At 38.9% G+C, this 20,732-nt stretch carries 17 protein-coding genes; 13 read left to right on the top strand and 4 right to left on the bottom strand.

Translation table 11 applies throughout. From position 1 onward, the window contains the following. The first annotated feature begins 25 nt into the window (after positions 1 to 25). Positions 26 to 1,012 carry a homoserine dehydrogenase gene (locus ACOMCU_RS06620; RefSeq protein WP_010857768.1) on the top strand — a complete coding sequence of 329 codons (987 nt, stop codon included), beginning with the start codon at positions 26 to 28 and terminating at the stop codon, positions 1,010 to 1,012. 46 nt (positions 1,013 to 1,058) lie between these two features. Here the strand turns inward: ACOMCU_RS06620 and ACOMCU_RS06625 are convergent, their stop codons facing one another. Then, positions 1,059 to 1,289 (bottom strand): hypothetical protein, encoded by a 231-nt coding sequence (locus ACOMCU_RS06625; protein ID WP_010857769.1) that lies wholly within the window; start codon positions 1,287 to 1,289, stop codon positions 1,059 to 1,061. A gap of 148 nt (positions 1,290 to 1,437) precedes the next feature. Between ACOMCU_RS06625 and ACOMCU_RS06630 the strand changes: the two genes are divergently transcribed. The 4 genes from ACOMCU_RS06630 to ACOMCU_RS06645 all read left to right on the top strand — a co-directional run bounded on the left by ACOMCU_RS06630 (position 1,438) and on the right by ACOMCU_RS06645 (position 5,428). Then, positions 1,438 to 2,295, top strand: coding sequence for a DMT family transporter (locus ACOMCU_RS06630; RefSeq protein WP_421049727.1), 858 nt, complete (start codon positions 1,438 to 1,440; stop codon positions 2,293 to 2,295). A gap of 102 nt (positions 2,296 to 2,397) precedes the next feature. Then, positions 2,398 to 3,090 carry a response regulator transcription factor gene (locus ACOMCU_RS06635; protein ID WP_010857771.1) on the top strand — a complete coding sequence of 231 codons (693 nt, stop codon included), beginning with the start codon at positions 2,398 to 2,400 and terminating at the stop codon, positions 3,088 to 3,090. Then, the gene (locus ACOMCU_RS06640; protein WP_010857772.1) at positions 3,068 to 3,223 is read left to right on the top strand and encodes a hypothetical protein; all 156 of its coding nucleotides are present in this window, start codon (positions 3,068 to 3,070) and stop codon (positions 3,221 to 3,223) included. The genes ACOMCU_RS06635 and ACOMCU_RS06640 overlap by 23 nt, the downstream gene beginning before the upstream one ends. An 18-nt stretch (positions 3,224 to 3,241) precedes the next feature. Then, a complete protein-coding gene (locus ACOMCU_RS06645; protein ID WP_230491874.1) occupies positions 3,242 to 5,428 on the top strand; it encodes an MFS domain-containing histidine kinase in 2,187 nt (728 codons plus the stop codon). Positions 5,429 to 5,512: 84 nt separating this feature from the next. On the opposite strand, the gene ACOMCU_RS06650 is transcribed toward ACOMCU_RS06645, so the two are convergent. Next, a complete protein-coding gene (locus ACOMCU_RS06650; protein WP_421049728.1) occupies positions 5,513 to 6,661 on the bottom strand; it encodes an acyl-CoA dehydrogenase family protein in 1,149 nt (382 codons plus the stop codon). 157 nt (positions 6,662 to 6,818) lie between these two features. Here ACOMCU_RS06650 and ACOMCU_RS06655 point away from each other — a divergent pair, with 157 nt between their 5' ends. The 4 genes from ACOMCU_RS06655 (at position 6,819) to ACOMCU_RS06670 (ending at position 11,656) form a co-directional block, all read left to right on the top strand. After that, positions 6,819 to 7,898: a metallophosphoesterase gene (locus tag ACOMCU_RS06655; RefSeq protein ID WP_421049729.1), complete on the top strand. Its 1,080-nt coding sequence runs from the start codon at positions 6,819 to 6,821 to the stop codon at positions 7,896 to 7,898. A gap of 142 nt (positions 7,899 to 8,040) precedes the next feature. After that, positions 8,041 to 8,874 (top strand): undecaprenyl-diphosphate phosphatase, encoded by an 834-nt coding sequence (locus tag ACOMCU_RS06660; RefSeq protein ID WP_010857776.1) that lies wholly within the window; start codon positions 8,041 to 8,043, stop codon positions 8,872 to 8,874. Between the two features lie 302 nt (positions 8,875 to 9,176). Next, a complete protein-coding gene (locus tag ACOMCU_RS06665) occupies positions 9,177 to 10,469 on the top strand; it encodes a globin-coupled sensor protein (protein ID WP_010857777.1) in 1,293 nt (430 codons plus the stop codon). A gap of 224 nt (positions 10,470 to 10,693) precedes the next feature. Next, positions 10,694 to 11,656, top strand: coding sequence for a 2-hydroxyacid dehydrogenase (locus tag ACOMCU_RS06670; RefSeq protein ID WP_010857778.1), 963 nt, complete (start codon positions 10,694 to 10,696; stop codon positions 11,654 to 11,656). A 173-nt stretch (positions 11,657 to 11,829) separates the two neighbouring features. Here ACOMCU_RS06670 and ACOMCU_RS06675 read toward each other — a convergent pair whose 3' ends face one another. After that, positions 11,830 to 12,630 (bottom strand): TIGR00266 family protein, encoded by an 801-nt coding sequence (locus tag ACOMCU_RS06675; RefSeq protein ID WP_010857779.1) that lies wholly within the window; start codon positions 12,628 to 12,630, stop codon positions 11,830 to 11,832. Positions 12,631 to 13,102: 472 nt separating this feature from the next. Between ACOMCU_RS06675 and ACOMCU_RS06680 the strand changes: the two genes are divergently transcribed. From ACOMCU_RS06680 to ACOMCU_RS06695, 4 genes are all read left to right on the top strand, one after another. Beyond that, entirely contained in the window at positions 13,103 to 14,581 is a 1,479-nt protein-coding gene (locus tag ACOMCU_RS06680; protein ID WP_010857780.1) for an aldehyde dehydrogenase family protein, read from the top strand. Between the two features lie 26 nt (positions 14,582 to 14,607). Beyond that, positions 14,608 to 15,780 (top strand): saccharopine dehydrogenase family protein, encoded by a 1,173-nt coding sequence (locus tag ACOMCU_RS06685; protein WP_010857781.1) that lies wholly within the window; start codon positions 14,608 to 14,610, stop codon positions 15,778 to 15,780. Positions 15,781 to 15,789: 9 nt separating this feature from the next. Then, complete coding sequence (locus ACOMCU_RS06690) at positions 15,790 to 16,983, top strand: acyl-CoA dehydrogenase family protein (protein WP_010857782.1); 1,194 nt, start codon at positions 15,790 to 15,792, stop codon at positions 16,981 to 16,983. Positions 16,984 to 17,097: 114 nt separating this feature from the next. Continuing rightward, positions 17,098 to 19,209, top strand: coding sequence for a beta-propeller domain-containing protein (locus ACOMCU_RS06695; RefSeq protein ID WP_421049730.1), 2,112 nt, complete (start codon positions 17,098 to 17,100; stop codon positions 19,207 to 19,209). 102 nt (positions 19,210 to 19,311) lie between these two features. Here ACOMCU_RS06695 and ACOMCU_RS06700 read toward each other — a convergent pair whose 3' ends face one another. Further along, entirely contained in the window at positions 19,312 to 20,724 is a 1,413-nt protein-coding gene (locus tag ACOMCU_RS06700; RefSeq protein ID WP_010857784.1) for a polysaccharide deacetylase family protein, read from the bottom strand. Positions 20,725 to 20,732: the final 8 nt, after the last annotated feature.

Below are 20,732 nucleotides of genomic sequence, written 5' to 3' on the forward strand. Positions count from 1 at the left end.
GTGTACGTTGGAGGGAATAACAGGAATGGCAACTATAAAGGCAGCAATATTAGGATTTGGAACAGTAGGTCAAGGTATTTATCATATTTTAAATGAAAAGCGAGTAGAGCTTAAAAATAAATTAGGTATAGAGTTAGAAGTAGCGAAAATTTTAGTTACAGATGCTAGCCGTGAACGCGTACCCGGTACAGCACATTTGATGACAACAAGTATGGATGAAGTTTTAGCAGAGTCAGGTATGCAGGTTGTTTTTGAAGCAATCGTCAATGAAGAACCGGCTTTTGGCTATTTGAAGCGTGCTGTTGAACATAAATGTCATGTGATTACTGCAAATAAAGTGATGTTTGCGAAGCGTGGTTTAGAGCTGCAAGAACTTGCTAAAGCAAATGGTGTCTTTGTTGGCTTCGAGGCAACAACAGCTGGTGGTGTACCTGTTATTAAAACGATGAAAAATATTTTGCTTGTGAATGATGTAAATCGTATCCAAGGAATTTTAAATGGTACATGTAACTATATTTTAACGAAAATGCGAGCAGAGGGCTGGTCTTTCGATACTGCTCTAATAGAAGCACAAAAATTAGGATATGCAGAGGCAGATCCATATAATGACGTATCTGGTCAAGATGCCTTCAAAAAACTAATGATTTTAAGTGCTTTAGCATTTGGTGAGCAACCAGATTGGGCTAATGTTGAAGTCATTGGTATAGATAGTATTTCGGCACAGCAAGTAAAAGAAGCATATGAAAAAGGCTTACGTTATCGCCATGTGGCAGAGGTTGAAAAGCTCGTTGATGGTAGTGTGGTAGCAAAGGTTGGCCCGCAATTAGTAGATAAAGAACATCCACTTTACCCAGTTGACGACGTTAATAATGCGGTAGCATTGGATACAAATTACATCGGTACATTAACGCTGGTCGGTCCTGGTGCAGGTATGTATCCAACTGCAAGTGTTATGGTCGAGGATTACGCTGAGATTATAGGTAAACGAGCAGGTTTTGTCGTAACGATATAGTGCCAGGCACCCAAACAATTCTGAATTGTTTGGGTGCCTGGTATTTTTAGTCTTCATCTTTGATATCGATATCTTCGGGAATGGGTGTATTACGCCAAATTTCAATTTCCTCTTTAATACGCTCTAATTGTTCAAAGTAAGTGCTGAATTGACCGCTGTTAATAAGTACTTGCTTGCCATCATAGACAGAGCGGATACGTCCCTCGTATACAAGACGTTGTACTTGGTGTTCTGGCATACCAAGCTCAATAGCTGTTTCTTCAATTGTTTTGTACATAATCGCTCGCTCCTTTTGTTGTTATTATTATAACTTTTCTTTAGCAGAAAGCCTAATAACGTAGAAGAGACAAGAGGGAAAATAGGAATTGTCTATTTTTGGATAAATCTGTATAGTTATTGTTAATGGTATAGATTGGAGGAGCCAAATGATACGATATCCATTTTTTGTTCTTCTAGCCGCAATTTTATGGGGGATGACAGGAACTGTACAAACATTTTTAGATAATGGCGTTTCACCGATTGCTGTAGCGACGATTCGTTCAAGCATTGGAGGCGGATTATTATTAGTTGTAGCAGTAATGCTCCGTAAAATATCCTTACGTAAATGGTCTTGGAAATGGACCATTTTAGCGGCTGTAAGTATCGCATTGTTCCAAGGACTCTTCTTCTCGTCAATTCGTTTAACAGGAGTAGCTATTGGAACAGTTGCAACAATTGGCAGCGCTCCTGTATTTTCAGGTGTGTTTGAATGGTTGCTTTGGAAAATGCGCCCAAACAAGGTGTGGGGTATGGCAACATTAATGGCGATTTTCGGTTGTGTTTTATTACTCAATAATAGTGGTGGTGAAGCAGTTCATCTGGGCGGTATTGTGCTAGCTCTTTGTGCGGGAGCATCCTTTGCGTTGTATACAAATTTTAGTAAAAAGCTAATGGCGCAAGAAGAGGCATTGCCTGCAGTGGCAATGACATTTTCACTCTGTGCATTATTGTTAGGCCTGTTTTCGATGAATGGCGGTTTTAGCTGGCTAATGGAAGTACATAACTTATGGACAATGCTCTTTATGGGCGTCATGTGTACAAGTGTAGCCTATTTATTATTTTTAAGTGGTCTTCAGAGGATTAGTTCCTCTTCGGCGGTGACATTGTCCTTAGCGGAGCCTTTAACTGCAGCGATGCTGGGTGTATTCCTTATTGGTGAATACTTAAGTGTGTCGTCCTGGTTTGGGGTAGCGATGTTGCTTGGGAGCATTGTTGTGCTAACGATGGGGGGAAGAAAAGTGTGATTCTATATTGATGAGAAAAAGCTTAAGAATTTCTTCATATTTATGCTAGCTGGTTTTTAAGATTTGAAAGGTACACTATTATTTGAGAGCGAGGTGTATATCATGACGAAGTTAACGGTTCTTGTAACAGATGACGATCAAGATATTCGTGATGGTATTGAAATTTACTTAAAAAACGAAGGCTACAATGTTATTAAAGCGGCTGACGGTGTAGAGGCACTGGAGCAGCTTGAGAACAATGAAGTTCATTTAATTATTTTGGATATTATGATGCCGAATATGGATGGCATTACGGCAACTTTTAAAATCCGTGCAGAACGCAATATTCCAATTATTATGCTTAGTGCGAAGGCGGAAGACGGCGATAAAATTCATGGCTTATCCGTTGGAGCCGATGATTATGTCACAAAGCCATTCCATCCATTAGAGCTTTTGGCACGTGTGAAATCACAGCTACGACGATATGTACAACTTGGGACGTACAATGATGAAACAGCGAAGGTAGAAATTGACGGTCTTGTGTTAGATGAGGATGCTAAAGAAGTAATTTTGGAAGGCGAGCCCGTTCGTTTAACACCAATTGAATATAAAATTACAGAATTATTAATGAAGAATGCAGGGCGTGTTTTTTCGATTCGAGAGATTTATGAGCGTGTTTGGAATGAAGAAGCCTACAATGCTGAAAATATTGTAGCAGTACACATTCGTAAAATACGTGAAAAAATTGAGGCAGATCCGAAAAATCCACGCTATTTAAAGGTGGTATGGGGCGTTGGCTATAAAATGGAGAAATAAACTAGAACATTATCTAACAATAGCAGGTTTTGTGGCTGGGGTTATTGGCCTTATCTATTTTGGCGTGTATGCGTATCAGATGGTAAATGCCCGTTCATCTGAAGTGCTACAATTGCTTGAAAGAATTTTTTAGAGGGGAGTCGTTATAGTGATGAAAAAATGGAAGTCTCTTCTCACACTTGTTTGTTTAATCTGGCTGGTTTTTGGCGTCTTTACATTTTCGAAGATTGGCTATCAGTATATAGGGAAGTCATATTTTCAATCTGAAGATTTTCAGCATGAGCTAGATAATTTTCAATCAGAGCTAGGGCCGCTGATATTGAATAAACCAAATGCTGAGGAATTAAAGAGCAAAATAGAAGTTACGCAAAATGAAATTGAAGAACATCGTAATTACTATGGTTCACTAAGTGACCAGGTAGCAAATATTAATGCACAATACGACAATCGCATTCAAGAAGCGGCTGATGTCAATGCGACTGAATTGAAGAAAAAGCTTGAAAGCGAGCGAAATGAAAAAATTAAGGACATTACTACGAATTTCCAAGATGATGAATATGTTCGCAAGAAAATTCAAGCAGACAAGGAAGCGCTTGTTGACAAATATATAAAATCTGCGCAAGAGGAAGCAAAAAGTTTCGCACAAAACTATCATTACTGGTCATATGAATTAACAAATAACGAAACCGGTGAAGTATTTGATTCAGGCGATGTTTCTGACAGCAGTGCATACAAAGTAAAATATACGTATCAGCACCCTTTAAGTACTTGGAATATAAGTAATAATTTAAATCATATTTTTTCTTCATCCAATGTCTATCTTGATTACGAAATATTCAATGAAACTGTAAATTACACAGGTACACTTACAATTTCTAAAAAGGCAGCGCAGGCAGCAGCAGTGATGGATGGCTATGATCGTTTCAAACGAAATCAATACATGTTTTTTATCATTTGGATAATAAGTATACTAGCAGCAATCTTTACATGGAAAGGACGTAAAGAAGTGCTTCTAGCAGTGCAAGGCTTAAAAGAGAAAAATAATCTGGAAAAGCTACGAATTGATATACAAGTCGCTATTTTGTTCATTACTGGCTGTATATATTGGTCTTCATCGTATATGGCCTTCGAATCGATTGAATTTGCATACGAGTCCAATTATGTACGCTTTTTCATTGATTTTCTATTGAAACTATTCGTTTTAATTATTATAGGTATTGCATTTTTCGTACAACTTATTTGGTTGTATGATCGAGTGAGTACAGCAAAAAAACTAGGGGATAACTTGAAAGACAGTTATTTATGGGGATTAGGAGATTCGCTAACTGATCTGTTTTTAAATCGTTCCATCGCATTACATTCCATTGTTATGGTCGCAGCTGCTTTTTTTGGTGGTGGTAGTCTTGTCGCTTCGATGGTAGCTGGCGGATTCCCGGTATTCGTATTTGGGGTCTGTGCTTTTGTAGGTATACCAGCAATGGTCGTTTTTCTTTCGAGAATGGGTTATCTAAACCGTATTATGAAAGACACGAAGGACATGGCAGAAGGGCGTCTGAACCGCGACGTCATGATAAAAGGGAAATCACCACTTGCCAATCATGCGGAGAATCTTAATCACTTACGTGAAGGTGTTCGTACGTCGATGCATGAGCAGGCAAAAAGTGAACGTTTGAAAACAGAGCTCATTACGAATGTTAGCCATGATTTACGTACGCCGTTAACATCCATTATTACCTATACCGATCTACTGAAAAAATCAGATATTACTGACGAAGAGCGCAAGCAGTATATTCATATTCTCGATAAAAAATCAGAGCGTTTAAAAGTACTGATTGAGGATCTCTTTGAAGTATCGAAAATGGCGAGTGGGAATATTGAGCTTCATCGAAGTCGTGTTGATTTAACACAGCTTGTGCAGCAGGCAGTAGGGGAGCATGAGGAGGACTTAGCGCAAGCACGTTTAGATTTACGAATGACGATGCCGCGCGAACCACTTTATGCTTATGTAGACGGACAAAAATGGTGGAGACTCATTGATAATTTGATCGTCAATGTATTGAAGTACGCATTAGAAGGTACGCGTGTCTATGTTACCTTAAAACGTACAGCTAATGGTGATGTAGAATTCACCGTAAAGAACGTCGCAAAATATGAAATCAGTGAAAATGCAGATGAATTGTTTGAGCGCTTTAAGCGAGCAGATGCTTCACGTCATACGGAAGGTTCAGGGCTAGGTTTAGCCATTGCACAATCAATCGTGGATTTGCATGGAGCACGTATGAGCATCGATGTTGATGGAGATTTATTTAAAGTGATCGTTCGTATACCAACAGTGTAAATGGACAGCGGCAGATAGTGCCGCTGTTTTTTTGTAATGAACGATGATAAGACAGTTGGGATTCACGTAGAAAGTGTAAAGCTCTTATAGTCCTAAATTTTTTGCTATAATCATTTTCATCACTTCATTTGTACCGGCGTAAATAGACATTACAGGAATATCACGATAACGTCTTGCAATTTTATATTCATCCATATAGCCGTAGCCACCGTGCAACTGCATACACTGGGCAGATAGCTCTCGCGCATTTTCAGTAATCCAATATTTTGCCATTGAAACTTTAGTCACAACATTTTTGCCAGCGATATGTTCTTCTATTAAAGATTCTAAAAAAGTTTTGCCAAGTTCTATTTTTGTCGCCATTTCAGCTATTTTAAACTGTGTATTTTGGAACTCACTAATGGCTTTCCCGAAGACCTGACGTGATGTTACATAATCTATTGTTAAAGCCAGCATATCCTCGGCAGCTGTTTGGGCAGCAATAGCTACTGCTAAACGTTCTTGTTGCAACTTTTCCATCATATAGTTGAATCCTTTTCCTTCTTCACCAAGTAGGTTTTCTACTGGAACACGACAATCTTCAAAATATAGTTCGGCCGTATCCTGCGCATGCATGCCAACTTTTTCAAGCTGTCGTCCCTTGGTGAATCCAGGTGTACCTTCTTCAATGACGAGAAGGCTAATACCGCGATGTTTTTTCTCCGCAGATGGATTAGTTTTCACCGCTATAACGGCTAAATTTGTATGAATACCATTTGTGATAAATGTTTTTTGTCCGTTGACGATATAATGATCACCGTTGCGTATTGCTGTTGTTTGGATATTTGCTAAATCAGAGCCTGTACCTGGTTCTGTCATGGCAATCGCCGTAATGTATTCCCCTGTGATACATTTCGGTAGCCAGCGAGATTTTTGTGTTGCTGTACCATAAGCCTCAATATACGGGACGACAATATCATTATGCAGGCCGATACCAATAAGACTTGAACCAATGCGCTCTAGCTCTTCTTGGATAATAACACTAAAGCTAAAATCTAAACCTAGGCCACCGTATTGTTCCTCTACTTGTGGGCATAGGTAGCCCATTTCTCCAAACTTCCGCCAAAATTCCAGCGGTACAAGATGATCTTTCTCCCATTGTGCATAATGTACTTCAGCCTCTTCTGCTAAAAACTTACGTAAGGTTTTACGGAATAACTCATGCTCTGTTGATTCAAATTTGTATCTTACCATTCGAATAACACCCCTTTTCGCTTGTTTATACGTAAATAATCTCTTACATGTATCATGTTACAGAAAGTATGGAAAAAATAAAAGAGCTTTAGAAAATACGATTTTACATTGTAATGCTATAATCAACTATGAATATATGAAAATAGAGGGCTTTTATATGGCAAAAGTAATAATAGGAATACTCGTAGTTGGTATATATAGTGCGTTAAACTTCTGCATAGGGTGGAGCGTAAAGCAGTGGCTTGTTGCGATGAACTGGTTCAACTATCCAGTTTTTTATTGGTTGTGCTTTTATATTCTAGCCTTTAGCATTGTTATTGGACGGATACATGAATCTATAAGAGTGTTTTCAATTATAGGGAATTATTGGATGTTTGTGTTCGAATATGGCTTACTGCTGTGCTTGGCAGCGCATTTTGTTTTTTGGTTAACCCCGTTTAAAAATGTACAAATAATCGGAAGTATAGTAATTACTCTATTCGTTCTCTTATGCATAGTTGGCTCTTACTTAGCGTATTCTCCAGTTGTACGTAATTTAGAAATAACGATGGATAAAAAGGATAGTGAACTATCTGCGATGCGTGTTGTAGTTGCTTCGGATTTCCATCTAGGTGTGCTATCAAATAAAAAGCACTTACAACGTTTTGTCAATTTATCGAATGAAGCGAAGCCAGATATTGTTTTTCTAGCAGGAGACATTGTGGATGATGATCCTAAATGGTTTGTGAAAGAAGGAATGGCAGAGACGATGAAATCACTAACCGCTACTTACGGAGTCTACGGTGTGCTTGGAAATCATGAATATTACGGCAAAAAAATTCCGGAATTTGTAGAAGTGATGGATAAAGCAGGTGTGAATATTTTAAGAGATGAAACAATTCGAGTTGAAAATGCGTTTATAGTAACGGGTCAAGAAGATATTACAAATAAAGAGCGACAGCAATTAGATGCATTGCGACACAGTGATAATTTGCCATGGTTTGTCATGAATCATACACCAAATGATCTTGTAACTCCATCTCAAGAAGGCGTAGATTTTCATATGTCAGGTCATACACATAAGGGACAAATGTGGCCAAATCAATATATTACGGCACGTGTATTCGAGCTTGATTATGGTTATAAGTTGAAGGATCAAATGCATACACTTGTTTCATCGGGATTTGGGTTCTGGGGTCCACCGATGCGTATAGGCAGTCGTTCGGAGCTTTGGGTAATCGATATAACTTTTCGTTAAAAAGCTATAGTATATGGAAAAAGAGTATCTTATAATTAGTTGGTGTTTGGAAAAATTAATTACGCCTTGCGTAATGTGGCTGGCGTATTGCTGGCGCCACAAAAAACGATTGTTGAATAATGTTAAAAGGTAAGGTGACAATGTGGATTTCATAGAGTTATTAAAGGCACTTATTTTAGGCTTTGTTGAGGGAATGACAGAGTTTGCACCAGTATCGTCTACCGGGCATATGATTATTGTGGATGATATGTGGTTAAAAACAGAAGAATTTTTAGGGAAGTATCCTGCTAACACATTTAAAATCGTCGTACAGCTAGGTTCAATTTTAGCGGTAATCGTCGTTATGTGGAAGCGCATGTTAAGTCTAGTTGGTTTATACAATATTGATGGTCAATCAAGATCGATGAAAGGACGATTCAACTTAATGCATGTGATTGTTGGTATGCTACCAGCAGTAGTATTAGGTTTCGCATTTAAAGATTTTATAGACGATCACTTATTTAAAGTAGAGCATGTCATCTATGCATTAGTGGCTGGCGCAATTCTAATGATTGTTGCCGATAAGTTTGCACCGAGAAAGCCAAAAGTTGATTCTTTAGATGATATTTCATATGGCTTAGCATTCAAAGTTGGCTTAGTTCAGTGTTTATCTCTATGGCCAGGTTTCTCACGTTCGGGTGCAACAATATCGGGTGGGGTCCTTTTCGGGATTAGTCACCGTGTAGCAGCTGATTTCACATTTATAATGGCGGTCCCAATTATGGCAGGGGCAAGTCTTGTATCGGTACTGAAAAACTGGGATACGCTGTCAATGGATTACTTTGGTTTTTATGCAGTCGGCTTTATTAGTTCATTTATATTTGCTTTACTATCCATTAAGTTCTTCTTAGCGCTTATCTCAAAAGTGAAACTGATGCCATTCGCGATTTACCGTTTGGTATTGGCTGCTATATTAAGTATTATTATTTTTATGTAAACGAAAAGTCACTCATCTGTCACAAGGATGAGTGACCTTTTTTGTATATAGAATTTTTTAACCATATATTTCATGTATTTTTTGAATTTTGTAACTTTTTTTGATGGTTTTTCATTGTGTTAGTAGTTTTAAAGAACTATAAAATGGGATTTCTTTAAAATATACATTATCTTTACCATTGTAAATATGAGAAAATATACATTATAATCAATTTTATATAAGGTTATAATACTTTTATTCTATTAATAGTATTTAGTAAAAAAGACATGTAATGCACAAGATAATATTTATGGGGTGGAAAGATGTTTCAGTTTGGAAGTAAACCTAAGCGAAATACAATTGTTATGAGTGATGTGTCAAATACTGGGGTTATTATTCAAGAACAAGAACGTTTATTGCAGTTAAATCTCGTCAATCTTACAGAACAAGATTTACAATTAATTAGAAGTTTGAAACCTTATATTGAGCAAAATGCTGTAGAGGTTGTAGCAACGTTTTATGAAGCAGTTGAAAGTGTACCGGCTTTACTGGAAATTATTCAAAAGCACAGTTCGAGTGAGCGCTTACGCCAAACGTTGCGTCGCCATATTATAGAAATGTTTGAAGGGCGAATTGACGAGGCCTATTTAGAAAAACGACGACGTGTTGGGAAGATGCATGTAAAGATTAACTTGTATCCAAAGTGGTATTTAGCTGCATTTCAAAACCTTGAAAAATCATTGCGCAAGATCGTCTATGAACTGCATTTAATAAAAGATGAAGAAGAAAAATTTTGTGATGCCATCAGCAAAATTTGTAATTTCGAACAGCAAATTGTATTAGAAGAATACGATAATTACACTCATACGTTATTAGAGGAGCAACGTAATAATGTACGTGCACACGTAAAGGGGATTGTTGGTGAAATTTCAACGCAGTTAGAGACTCATTCTCATGAAACCAATGAGGCGGTAACTGAACTTATTTCTAGTACGAAGCAAGTGAATGCATATTTGAAGGAAAGTATAGATGAAGCGAATACAATGCAGCAGGTGTCTACTGAAGGTTATTCAAAAATAGTAGTAATAAATGAGCAAACTGGAAAAATAAATAATAAGACGATTGAAATGGCGAAGATGGTGGAGCAATTAAATCATTCATCCTCAAAAATTAATGTTGTAGTTGAAATGGTTAAAAATATTTCAGGACAAACAAACCTACTTGCACTAAATTCAGCAATTGAGGCTGCTCGTGCAGGAGAACATGGAAAAGGTTTTGCGGTTGTTGCCGATGAGGTACGGAAGCTAGCAGATCAAACGAAAGATTCAGTGCAACAAATAGCAGATTTAATCGGGATGTCCAACGGTATTACAAATCAGGTAGTACAAGCGATTCAGGAAATTCAGGAGCTTGTGAATAGCAGTATTGAACAAAACGTAGAATCCTTAAAAGCATTTAATGCCATATCAGGCTCGGTGAACAGCTCTATAGTAAACTTTCAAAATGTGGGACACCAAATAACAGAGTTGGCGAATATTATTGAATCCATAGGCGAGTCCTCAGAGGAATTGGAGAGAGTTTCAAGTCGCCTCGATACAACAATAAAAGAATTTTAACTAATTGGATGAAAGGCTATGCATTGGAAAGGGTGCATAGCTTTTTTATAGGTGAAATTGTTGATAGTTGAAGTGACGGATAAAAAGGGTAAAATGACAGATAAAATCAAACAGCCAATTGTTTTTAATAGCGACTGTCAAATGTAAATGGCTGCTTGAGCACATGACTTATTAGTGATACGCTAAAAGCGACATGGGGAAATGAATAGAGGGGTGTTGGGAACATGAAAAAGAAATTGTTTATTACACGTAAATTTCCGGCGCATATTGTCGAGCCGTTAGAGGAATTTTATGAGATTGAGCAGTGGCAGGATGAAGAAATCGTTATCCCGCGAGACAAACTTTTAGCAGCTGTCGCGGACTGTGAGGTATTATGGGTAACGATTGCGGATAAGGTTGATAAGGAATTACTTTCACACGCACCCAATTTGAAACTTGTGACAAATTTAGCGGTAGGTTTCAATAATATTGATGTGGTAGCGTTACGCAAACGAGGCATCATGGCAACAAATACTCCTGGTGTCTTAACTAATACCACTGCAGATTTAGTATTTGGCTTATTGCTTGCAACAGCCCGAAGAATACCAGAAAGTGAGCGTTATTTGCGTGATGGCAAATGGCAAAGTTGGTACCCAATGCAGTTAGTTGGTAAGGATGTGTCTGGTACAACTATAGGGATTATCGGAATGGGACGTATCGGTCAGGCAGTAGCAAGACGTGCAAAGGGGTTCGACATGAAGGTTTTATATCATAATCGTAGACGTCGCCATGAGGCAGAGGAAATGTACGGTTTTCGATATGCACCTCTTGAGGATCTCTTAAAACAATCTGATTTTGTTGTCATTATGACACCATTTAACAGTGATACAGTTGGATTAATTGGCGCGAAGGAATTAGCTATGATGCAGGAAGACGCGGTGCTGATTAACGCTTCTCGAGGGGGCATTATTGATGAGACTGCACTTTACGATACCTTGAAGAATGGCAAGCTATGGGCAGCGGGGCTAGATGTTTTTGAACATGAGCCGATTTCGATGGATCACCCGTTATTAACGCTCCCGAATGTTGTAGCACTTCCCCATATTGGTAGTGCTTCGTTGAAAACAAGAACAGCGATGCTGACACTCAATGTCAATGCACTTACTGCATACGGGCAGGGCAAGGCCGTATCCAATAGAATAGACTGAAAAAAGGTCAGTAAGCCGCCCACCTCAAGTGGAAAGAGGTGAGCGAGCAACTGACCGGCAAAGCCCGATTGGTTCAACTAACAATCAGTGGGAATGAAGAATCCTCACTGATTGAAGTTTCACCTTATGGTTGTTTAAGTATTTGCTAGTGAATAAAAGAAAAATGGGCATTATTATTTATTGAACATGTCAAATAGACCGCCAATTCCACCCTCACCTGAGGATTGGCCACCGCCGCCTTGTGAAATTGGAGCGGCTGCAAAGATACGGCTTGCTAAACGGCTAAATGGTAATGATTGAACCCATACAGTACCAGGACCACGTAAAGTTGCGAAGAAAATGCCTTCCCCACCAAATAATGCTGTTTTTACGCCCCCTACCATTTCGATATTGTAATCTACATCAGATGTCATAGCGACTAAACATCCTGTGTCGACACGTAAAACTTCTCCTGGTTGTAGGGTTTTTTGATGAATAGCCCCACCAGCATGAACGAAGGCCATGCCATCGCCTTCAAGTTTTTGCATAATGAAACCTTCACCGCCGAAGAAACCTACACCGATTTTTTTCTGAAATTCGATACCGACTGAAACGCCCTTAGCGGCTGCTAAAAAAGCATCCTTTTGACAAATAATTTTTCCATTCAATTGACTCAAATCCATTGGAATAATTTTACCAGGATATGGAGAAGCAAAATACACATGACGTTTCCCTGTACCGGCGTTGGTGAATGTTGTCATAAATAAGCTTTCACCTGTGATTATACGTTTCCCCGCACCAAGTAATTTCCCCATAAAGCCACTTTGTGCACTGCCTTTAGAGCCATCGCCAAAAATAGTCTCCATCTCAATCGATTGATCCATCATCATTAAAGCTCCTGCTTCTGCAACTACCGTTTCCTGTGGATCTAGTTCAACCTGCACGTATTGCATGTCATTACCAAATATTTTGTAGTCAATTTCATGGTTATTCATTATACAATTCCTCCAATAGTAATTTTGTTGTTACTTTATACGATTATAAGACACAATAGTTTCACTGTGTAATTAATTATTTTAGAAAAAAAGGGAATAAACTAGAAAATGTCGAATATAAAAAACTAGAATGTGTATTATTTTTTTCATTCAGCAAAAGATTTTCGAGGGATTTGTACGTTGAATGTAGAGGCCATTCTTTCTTTTGTGGGTGCTCAATGACAGCTGAATAAAGATAAAGCCTCTGGCGGATGTCAATATATTGAAGGGGAATCAGACTTGAAGTTTGCCTAGATTTGAGCATTCATACAAAAATCTTATCTTTACAAAAGCGGTAAACGTTTTTTATTGCCAGTGTTTAGCCAGATGCATATCAGCTAAAACTAGTCTGCATCTAGTAGGCCCAAGCAACCTCTATAATATGGTGTAATTCCGCTCAGGCATAATTGAAATCTTTCAGGGGGTGTTTTTAATGGATATTAAAAACTATATTGGCGGTGAATGGGTAGCACATTCACATTTACAAAGTATAGCAGTGACGAACCCTGCAAATGGTGAGCTTCTAGCTACTATTCCTCGCTCAACGACAAGTGAAGTAGAGGAGGCGGTAGCTGTAGCAAAGCAAGCGCAAAAAGAATGGGCACTTGTGCCAGCACCAAAACGTGCAGATTATTTGTACGCCGTCGGTCAAAAGATGAAAGAAAAAAAAGAATACCTAGCTACTGTTTTAACAAAAGAAATGGGAAAAGTTATTGAGGAGGCAAGGGGCGAGGTACAGGAAGGGATTGATATGGCTTATTATATGGCGGGAGAAGGGCGACGATTGTTTGGGGAGACAACGCCGTCTGAACTTGCCAATAAATTTGCCATGAGTGTACGTGCCCCGATAGGTGTTGTGGGCTTAATAACACCTTGGAATTTCCCTGTTGCCATTGCTACATGGAAGTCGTTTCCTGCTTTAGTGGCAGGAAATACATTTATTTGGAAACCATCAAATGAAACACCGATGATGGCCTATGAAATGGGGAAAATTTTTCAAGAGATAGGCTTGCCAGCTGGTGTTGCCAATATTGTCTTTGGTACAGGACCCACTGTAGGAACAGCATTAATTGAACATCCAGATGTAAAAGTTATTTCGTTTACCGGATCTACTACAACAGGGAGTAAGGTAGCAGAGCTTGGTGGAAAGCATTTGAAAAAAATCTCTTTGGAGATGGGTGGGAAAAATGCGGTTATTGTTATGGATGATGCGGATTTACATCTTGCTGCGGAAGGCATTTTATGGAGTGCTTTTGGTACGGCAGGTCAAAGATGCACAGCATGTAGTCGCGTGATTGTGCATAAGGATGTAAGAGAAGAATTAGAAAAACTTCTTTTAGAGGCAATGCAGCATTTAACAATTGGAGATGGCTTGGATGAAAGCGTGAAAATCGGTCCTGTTATAAGTAAAGCTGCCCTCGAGAAAATAAATCATTATGTGCAAATTGGTAAAAAAGAAGGTGCAACATTACTAGCTGGAGGAAGAATCTTAAATGAGGCACCCTATGACAAAGGGTTTTACTATGAACCAACATTGTTTACCAATGTAAAGCCTAATATGATTATTGCGCAGGAAGAAATTTTCGGGCCAGTAGTTTCTCTAATTGAAGTCACAAGTTTAGATGAAGCGATCGAAGTAAATAATGGTGTGAAATTTGGCTTATCTAGCTCTATTTTCTCACAAAATATTAATACAATTTTCCGCGCACAACGAGATTTAGACACAGGTATTGTTTATGTAAATGCAGGCACAACAGGTGCTGAAATTCATTTGCCATTTGGTGGAACAAAGGGGACGGGGAATGGTCACCGTGACTCAGGTGTTGCCGCATTGGATGTATATACGGAATGGAAAAGCATTTATGTAGATTACAGTGGGAAATTACAAAGAGCACAAATCGATACAGAGTAACCTATCATTGAAAGGGGATGTTCATGATGAAAGTTGTTGTATTAGGTGCAGGGTTAATGGGGAAAGAGGTAGCTCGTGATTTAATTAAAAATAACAATGTAGAACGTGTATTTTTAGGGGATATTGACGTGAAGACAGCACAGGAATTTGTGGACACGTTGCATACAGATAGAGTTGAAGTCGTTGAGCTTCATGCGGAATCGGATGACTCATTGACGTCAGTTATTGCGAAAGGAAATGTCGTTGTGAATGCCTTATTTTATTCATTCAATGAGCGTGTAGCGAGAGCAGCGATTGAAGCGGGTGTTCATTCTGTAGACTTAGGTGGTCATATCGGTGGTGTGACAGAAAAGATTTTGGAATTTGATGAAGAAGCAAAAGCGAAGGGTGTTACAATTATTCCTGACTTGGGCGTAGCGCCAGGGATGGTCAATATATTGGCGGGCTATGGTGCGTCAAAATTAGATGAAGTAGAATCTATTAAGCTATTTGTCGGTGGTATACCAACAGAGCCAAAGCCACCTCTTCACTATACACGTGTATTTTCTTTAGATGGTGTATTTGACCACTATACAGAACCTTCTAAAATGATTCAGAAGGGTAGACTTGAAGAAGTGCCATCATTAACAGGAGTCGAGCCAATTTATTTCGATGGTTTTGGCGTGCTTGAGGCATTTTATACATCTGGTGGCATATCGACACTATATAAGACATTCCCAAATGTTCGAACATTAGAATATAAAACGATTCGCTATAAGGGGCACGCTGAGAAATTTAAATTGTTAGCAGATTTAGGATTCTTAGATTCTAGTAATAAGGTTGAGGTAGATAGTATGGAAGTGCCTGTGCGAGCTGTGGTACGAGAGGCACTTAAGAAGAAATTAGAGCTTGGAACAAAACCTGATGCGGTATTGTTACGTGTGATTGTGGCAGGTGAGAAAGCACAACAGCAGGTCACGTATGAGTACGAAATGGTTGTACGTAAAGATATGACGATTAACGAAACGGCAATGGCACGTGCAACAGCCAATACAATTTCTGTCGTTGCACAAATGATTGGTGAAGGCTCGATTACGAATCGAGGTGTTTTTGCACCAGAAGCGATTGTACCAGGTGATACGTATATTAATGAAATGGCAAAACGTGGCGTTGTTATTAAAGAGACGTCTCATAAATCTGCAATGATTGTGAAATGGTAGGTGATGGCCATGAATTTTGAATTTACAACGGAGCAAGAAATACTCCGAAAAACAGTACGCCAGTTTGTGGATGAAGAAATATTGCCACATATTGCAAAATGGGATGCGGAAGGAAGCTTCGATGCTAGCGTTTGGTCCAGACTTGCAGAGCTTGGACTAATGGGGGTTTGTGTACCTGAGCAGTATGGAGGCAGTGGCATGGATTATAACGCGCTTGCCATTGTCTGTGAGGAGCTTGAGCGAGGAGATACCGCTTTTCGAACAGCTGTATCGGTGCATACGGGTTTGAATAGCATGACATTGATGCAATGGGGTACCGAGTCGCAAAAGGAGCAATATCTTGTTCCGCAGGCAAAGGGAGTACGCATTGGTGCATTCGGACTAACGGAGCCAGGGGCGGGGTCAGACGTAGCGGCAATGTCAACTACAGCTGTACGCGACGGTGAGTATTATGTGTTGAATGGGCAAAAAACTTGGATTTCATTATGTGATATAGCCGATCATTTTATTGTTTTTGCTTACACAGACAAATCCAAAAAGCATCATGGAATTAGTGCCTTCATTGTTGAACGTTCGATGGTAGGTTTTACCTCGAAGGCTATTAAAGGGAAGTATGGTATTCGTGCAGGCAATACGGGCGAACTCTTTTTCGAAGACTTACGCGTTCCAGTAGAAAATAGGCTAGGGGAAGAAGGAGAAGGTTTCAAAATTGCGATGTCAGCACTGGATAATGGTCGTTTTACAGTAGCGGCAGGTGCTGTTGGTCTTATTCAGGCATGTATCGAAGCAAGCGTAAAATACTGTCACGAGCGTGAAACGTTTGGCAAGCCAATTGGTGAGCATCAGCTTGTCGGGCAGATGATTGCCAAAATGGAGGCAGGCTATCAAATGAGCCGACTGCTCGTTTATCGCGTTGGCGAGTTGAAAAATAAAGGTATCCGTAATACAAGGGAAACATCTCTTGCGAAATGGCAGGCCTGTGATTTTGCAAATAAAGCAGCGGATGATGCACTTCAGATTCATGGAGCATACGGTTATTCAGATGATTATCCAGTTGCGCGTTATTTACGTAACTCTAAAGCACCGGTTATTTACGAGGGTACTCGTGAAATTCACACAATTATGCAAGCGGATTATGTCCTTGGTAGACGAAATGATAAAGCGTTAGCAAAAATGTTACCCAAATGGCCGTTTGAACCGTAAACGAGAGGGATTTATTCCCCTCGTTTTTTTTATAAAAAAATTATCAGAAAAATGTAACTTTCCTATCTTTTGTCAGTCTAATGAATAAACAAGTATATGAAGGAGTGGAAAAACATGAGAAATAGATGGATAGCAATTATGCTCATCTCAGTGCTAGCTGTACTACCGGGGATTTTTACTTTTATGATGGCTCCTAAAGCTGAGGCAAAGGCGGTCAATACCATTATGGCGACTCAAAGCTGGAAAGCGTCATTCTCTAAAACAATAAAAGCTGGCAAAATAACAGATGAAAATGTCTATGTAACGGATGATAATGGGCAAAAAGTGACTGCAACGATTACTTTGGGAGAAGATAGTAAAACACTTGTCGTTAGTGAATTAGCGCCAGGAAGTTATAAATTACATGTCAAAAAGCAAGCATTTGTACAAAGTGAGCTTAAAACTGCATCGCATGTCATTGCATTTACGGTCGTTGAGAAATTGGAAAACGTAAAGTCTGAGGAAGAGCTGCAACAATATTTCAAAGCGATTGTAGCCAATAGTAATGGGGAAGTGGCATTAGAATCAAGTACAGAAAACTTTTCTAGTAGCGAGGATAAAGCGAGCTCTGTGGCCGATTCAAGTAACTCCTCTACGACAAACAATCAAGTGGATGGTGTAGAAGAAGGCGATATTGTCGTTGTTAAAAATGACATAATCTATGCGGTAAAAGATCAAAGTATCTCCGTTGTGGATGCCAGCAATCCGAATAGCTTAAAATTAGCAACGACAGTTAAGCTAAAAGAATCACAGTATATTTCAAAGCTTGCCTTGTACGACAATGTTTTAATTGCAATTGGGGATGAGTATATTGAAAAAGTTGGCACGAGCATGACAACGGCAACTTTTTTTGATATAACAAATCCAAAAAATCCTAAGTTTATACGTGAGGTTGCACAAGAGGGGCATTTACAGGATATCCGAATTACTAATGATACGTTATATTTAATTGGGAATATGCATCCTAATTATTGGTTGTTGGAACAAGGGCAGACACCGGATTTAAAGCCGAAAACTTATGATAGTTCGGTAAGTAAAGAGTATAAAAGTTTACCAATTGAGAAAATTTCTATATTACCGAACACAATGGATGGTACGTATAGCCTGATTACGGCAGTGGATATGAAAAATGGTGCCACAACAACAGCAAATACAAAGGGGTATTTAGGTGGTAGTAGCGGGCTATACATGTCGGAAAATGCACTGTATTTAACAACACCAATGTATGATGGAAACCGAGGAGGCACTGCAGACAAGAGGGTCATGGATATGATTTGGATGCCAACGCCAGTAGATACACAAGTCTTTAAATGGGATATTGATGGGACGGCATTGAATTTTGTAGGTGCGACTAAAGTAAAGGGAATTGCGTTAAATCAATATTCTATGGATGAATATAAAGGTGATTTCCGCATTGTTACAACAGAGGGGAATATGAGGGATGAACAAAATGTATCACGTAATCACTTATTCATTTTAGATAAAAATTTAAAAGAGCTTGGGTCAGTGAAAGATTTAGCACCAGGCGAAAAAGTATACTCGGCCCGTTTTATGGGGGGGAAGGCATATGTCGTGACATTTAAGCAGGTTGATCCACTCTTTGTCATTGATGTAGAAAATCCAAAGAAACCAACTGTTCTAGGCGAACTGAAAATTCCTGGTTATAGCAACTATTTACACCCATTGGATGACACACACCTAATAGGAATTGGCTACGATACAGAGGAGCGCTATGACGAATATTCAAAGCGTAACTTTACGGTGACAACGAATATGAAAATGTCTTTATTTGATGTATCAGATTTCCAAAATCCAAAAGAGCGGTCAACGGTGAAAATTGGCGGTAAAGGTTCTAATTCAGAAGTGCAATATAATCCGAAAGCGTTATTCCGTAATAGCGAGTACAATTACTTCGGTTTCCCAGTAGTCCTGTATGAAGCAGGAAAAGAAGACGAAATAGTATACAAAGGCCAAGGGGCGCAAATTTATGAAATCACAGCCGAAAAAGGCATTGTTTTAAAAGGCAATATCATAAGTAAAGACACAGATGATCTTTATGAAAATTGGGAGCAACTCGTACAACGTGTCGTATATATCGATGACACCCTTTACACAGTTGCACGCAATGAAGTAAAGAGCTATCAGCTGAAGGACTTCAAATCACTCGACACACTGCAAATAAAATGAAGAAATGTCCAATGAATTTTATTAAGTTCATTGGACATTTTCTTTAATTAGATTAGTAATGGTGATAAAAGTACACTCTCTAACTATAAGCACTGTAATTGCTTATTGACGATAGGGTAGAATTTCAGATACTGTAACGAATTCATAACCTTGCTCTTGTAAAAAGGCAAGTACAGCATCAAGTCCATCCGCTGTTGATTGATGGATGTCATGCATTAAGACGATGGCATTATTGTGCAAATTATTTTTAACATAAGGGAGTAGCTGTTGGGCATTTCTGTGCTTCCAGTCCATGGTGTCAATGCTCCAAAGTACTACCGGAATTGGCATTTGAGCATTTATGTCATTATTAGTTGCGCCGTAAGGAGGTCTAAAGACAGTCGCACCTTGATTGATAGCTAACTCAATTTCTGCTGCTGTTGAAGAATATTCCTTTAACACTTGCTCTGATGATAATTTTGTTAATACGGGATGGTTCCATGTATGGTTACCAATCTCATGTCCACGTGCAAGAACATCTCTGGCTATATCAGGATAGTATTGTACTCGACTACCAAGCATGAAAAATGTGGCTTTGGCATGGTATTTATCGAGGATGTCTAAAATCTGTTCTGTTACAATCGGATGTGGACCATCGTCAAATGTTAATGCAATACGCTTAGCATTTGGGTCCCCTGGAGTTTCAGGTTTCGTCGGTTCCATAGTCTCCATAGCAATTTGAAAATCAGATGCTAGCAAGGGATTAATAAGCGTAAGTGGCAATTTCACAATTGGAGCACCAGCTGCACCGTTTGCAATTTCATATTCATCGAAGTAAAAGAGTAACGCATCTTTTACAATAGCAAAACGTTCAAAATTTGCCCATTTTGGCTCCGTAGCTGTTAGTAAATCATCTTTATTAAGTTCAACTTTTAGTTGTGGATTTTGCTGTAAATCTTTGCGGACATGTGTAGCAATTGTCGACAAGTTATTTTCATCGTTCTGCAGCAATGTTTTTATATCGATTTGTTCACCTGTTTCATTATTAAAGAAAAATGTTTTCGTAGAAACCTCGTGATTGGCTCCACCTAGGTACTGCATTTTTGTTAGGACAAAAGAATAATAGTGCTCTTGATATGGAAATGTCTCAAAGCTAATATTTAGCTCGCCCATTGCATCTTTTGTATTGTTTTTTTTCATTTCCGACAAGTAGTTTTCTTTTGAATCCGTTATGTACTGTAATACGGCGTCATTAAAAACCTTATTTTCTGTTTGTGGATAGTGAATGGCAAAAGGTGTGCGTTTATCATTGGAAACATCTGTTACAATACGTATCCCTGGAAACGCAGAGCTTTCAGTCGATAAATTACTATTTAAAGAATTTGAGTTTGAATCTTTCGAAGCACTAATTTTTTGAAACTTAAAGTCATCCTTTGACAGGATAATGACAAGAATAATGGATGTTAATGCAATAATGAGGCCAATTAATAGGAAATCAATCATTGGGCCGCGTCGTTTTCTGCGTTCCTGCATCATGTTGGATA

Origin of the sequence: Lysinibacillus sp. UGB7 (assembly GCF_049058285.1) — a bacterium.
Classification (GTDB): domain Bacteria; phylum Bacillota; class Bacilli; order Bacillales_A; family Planococcaceae; genus Lysinibacillus; species Lysinibacillus sphaericus_B.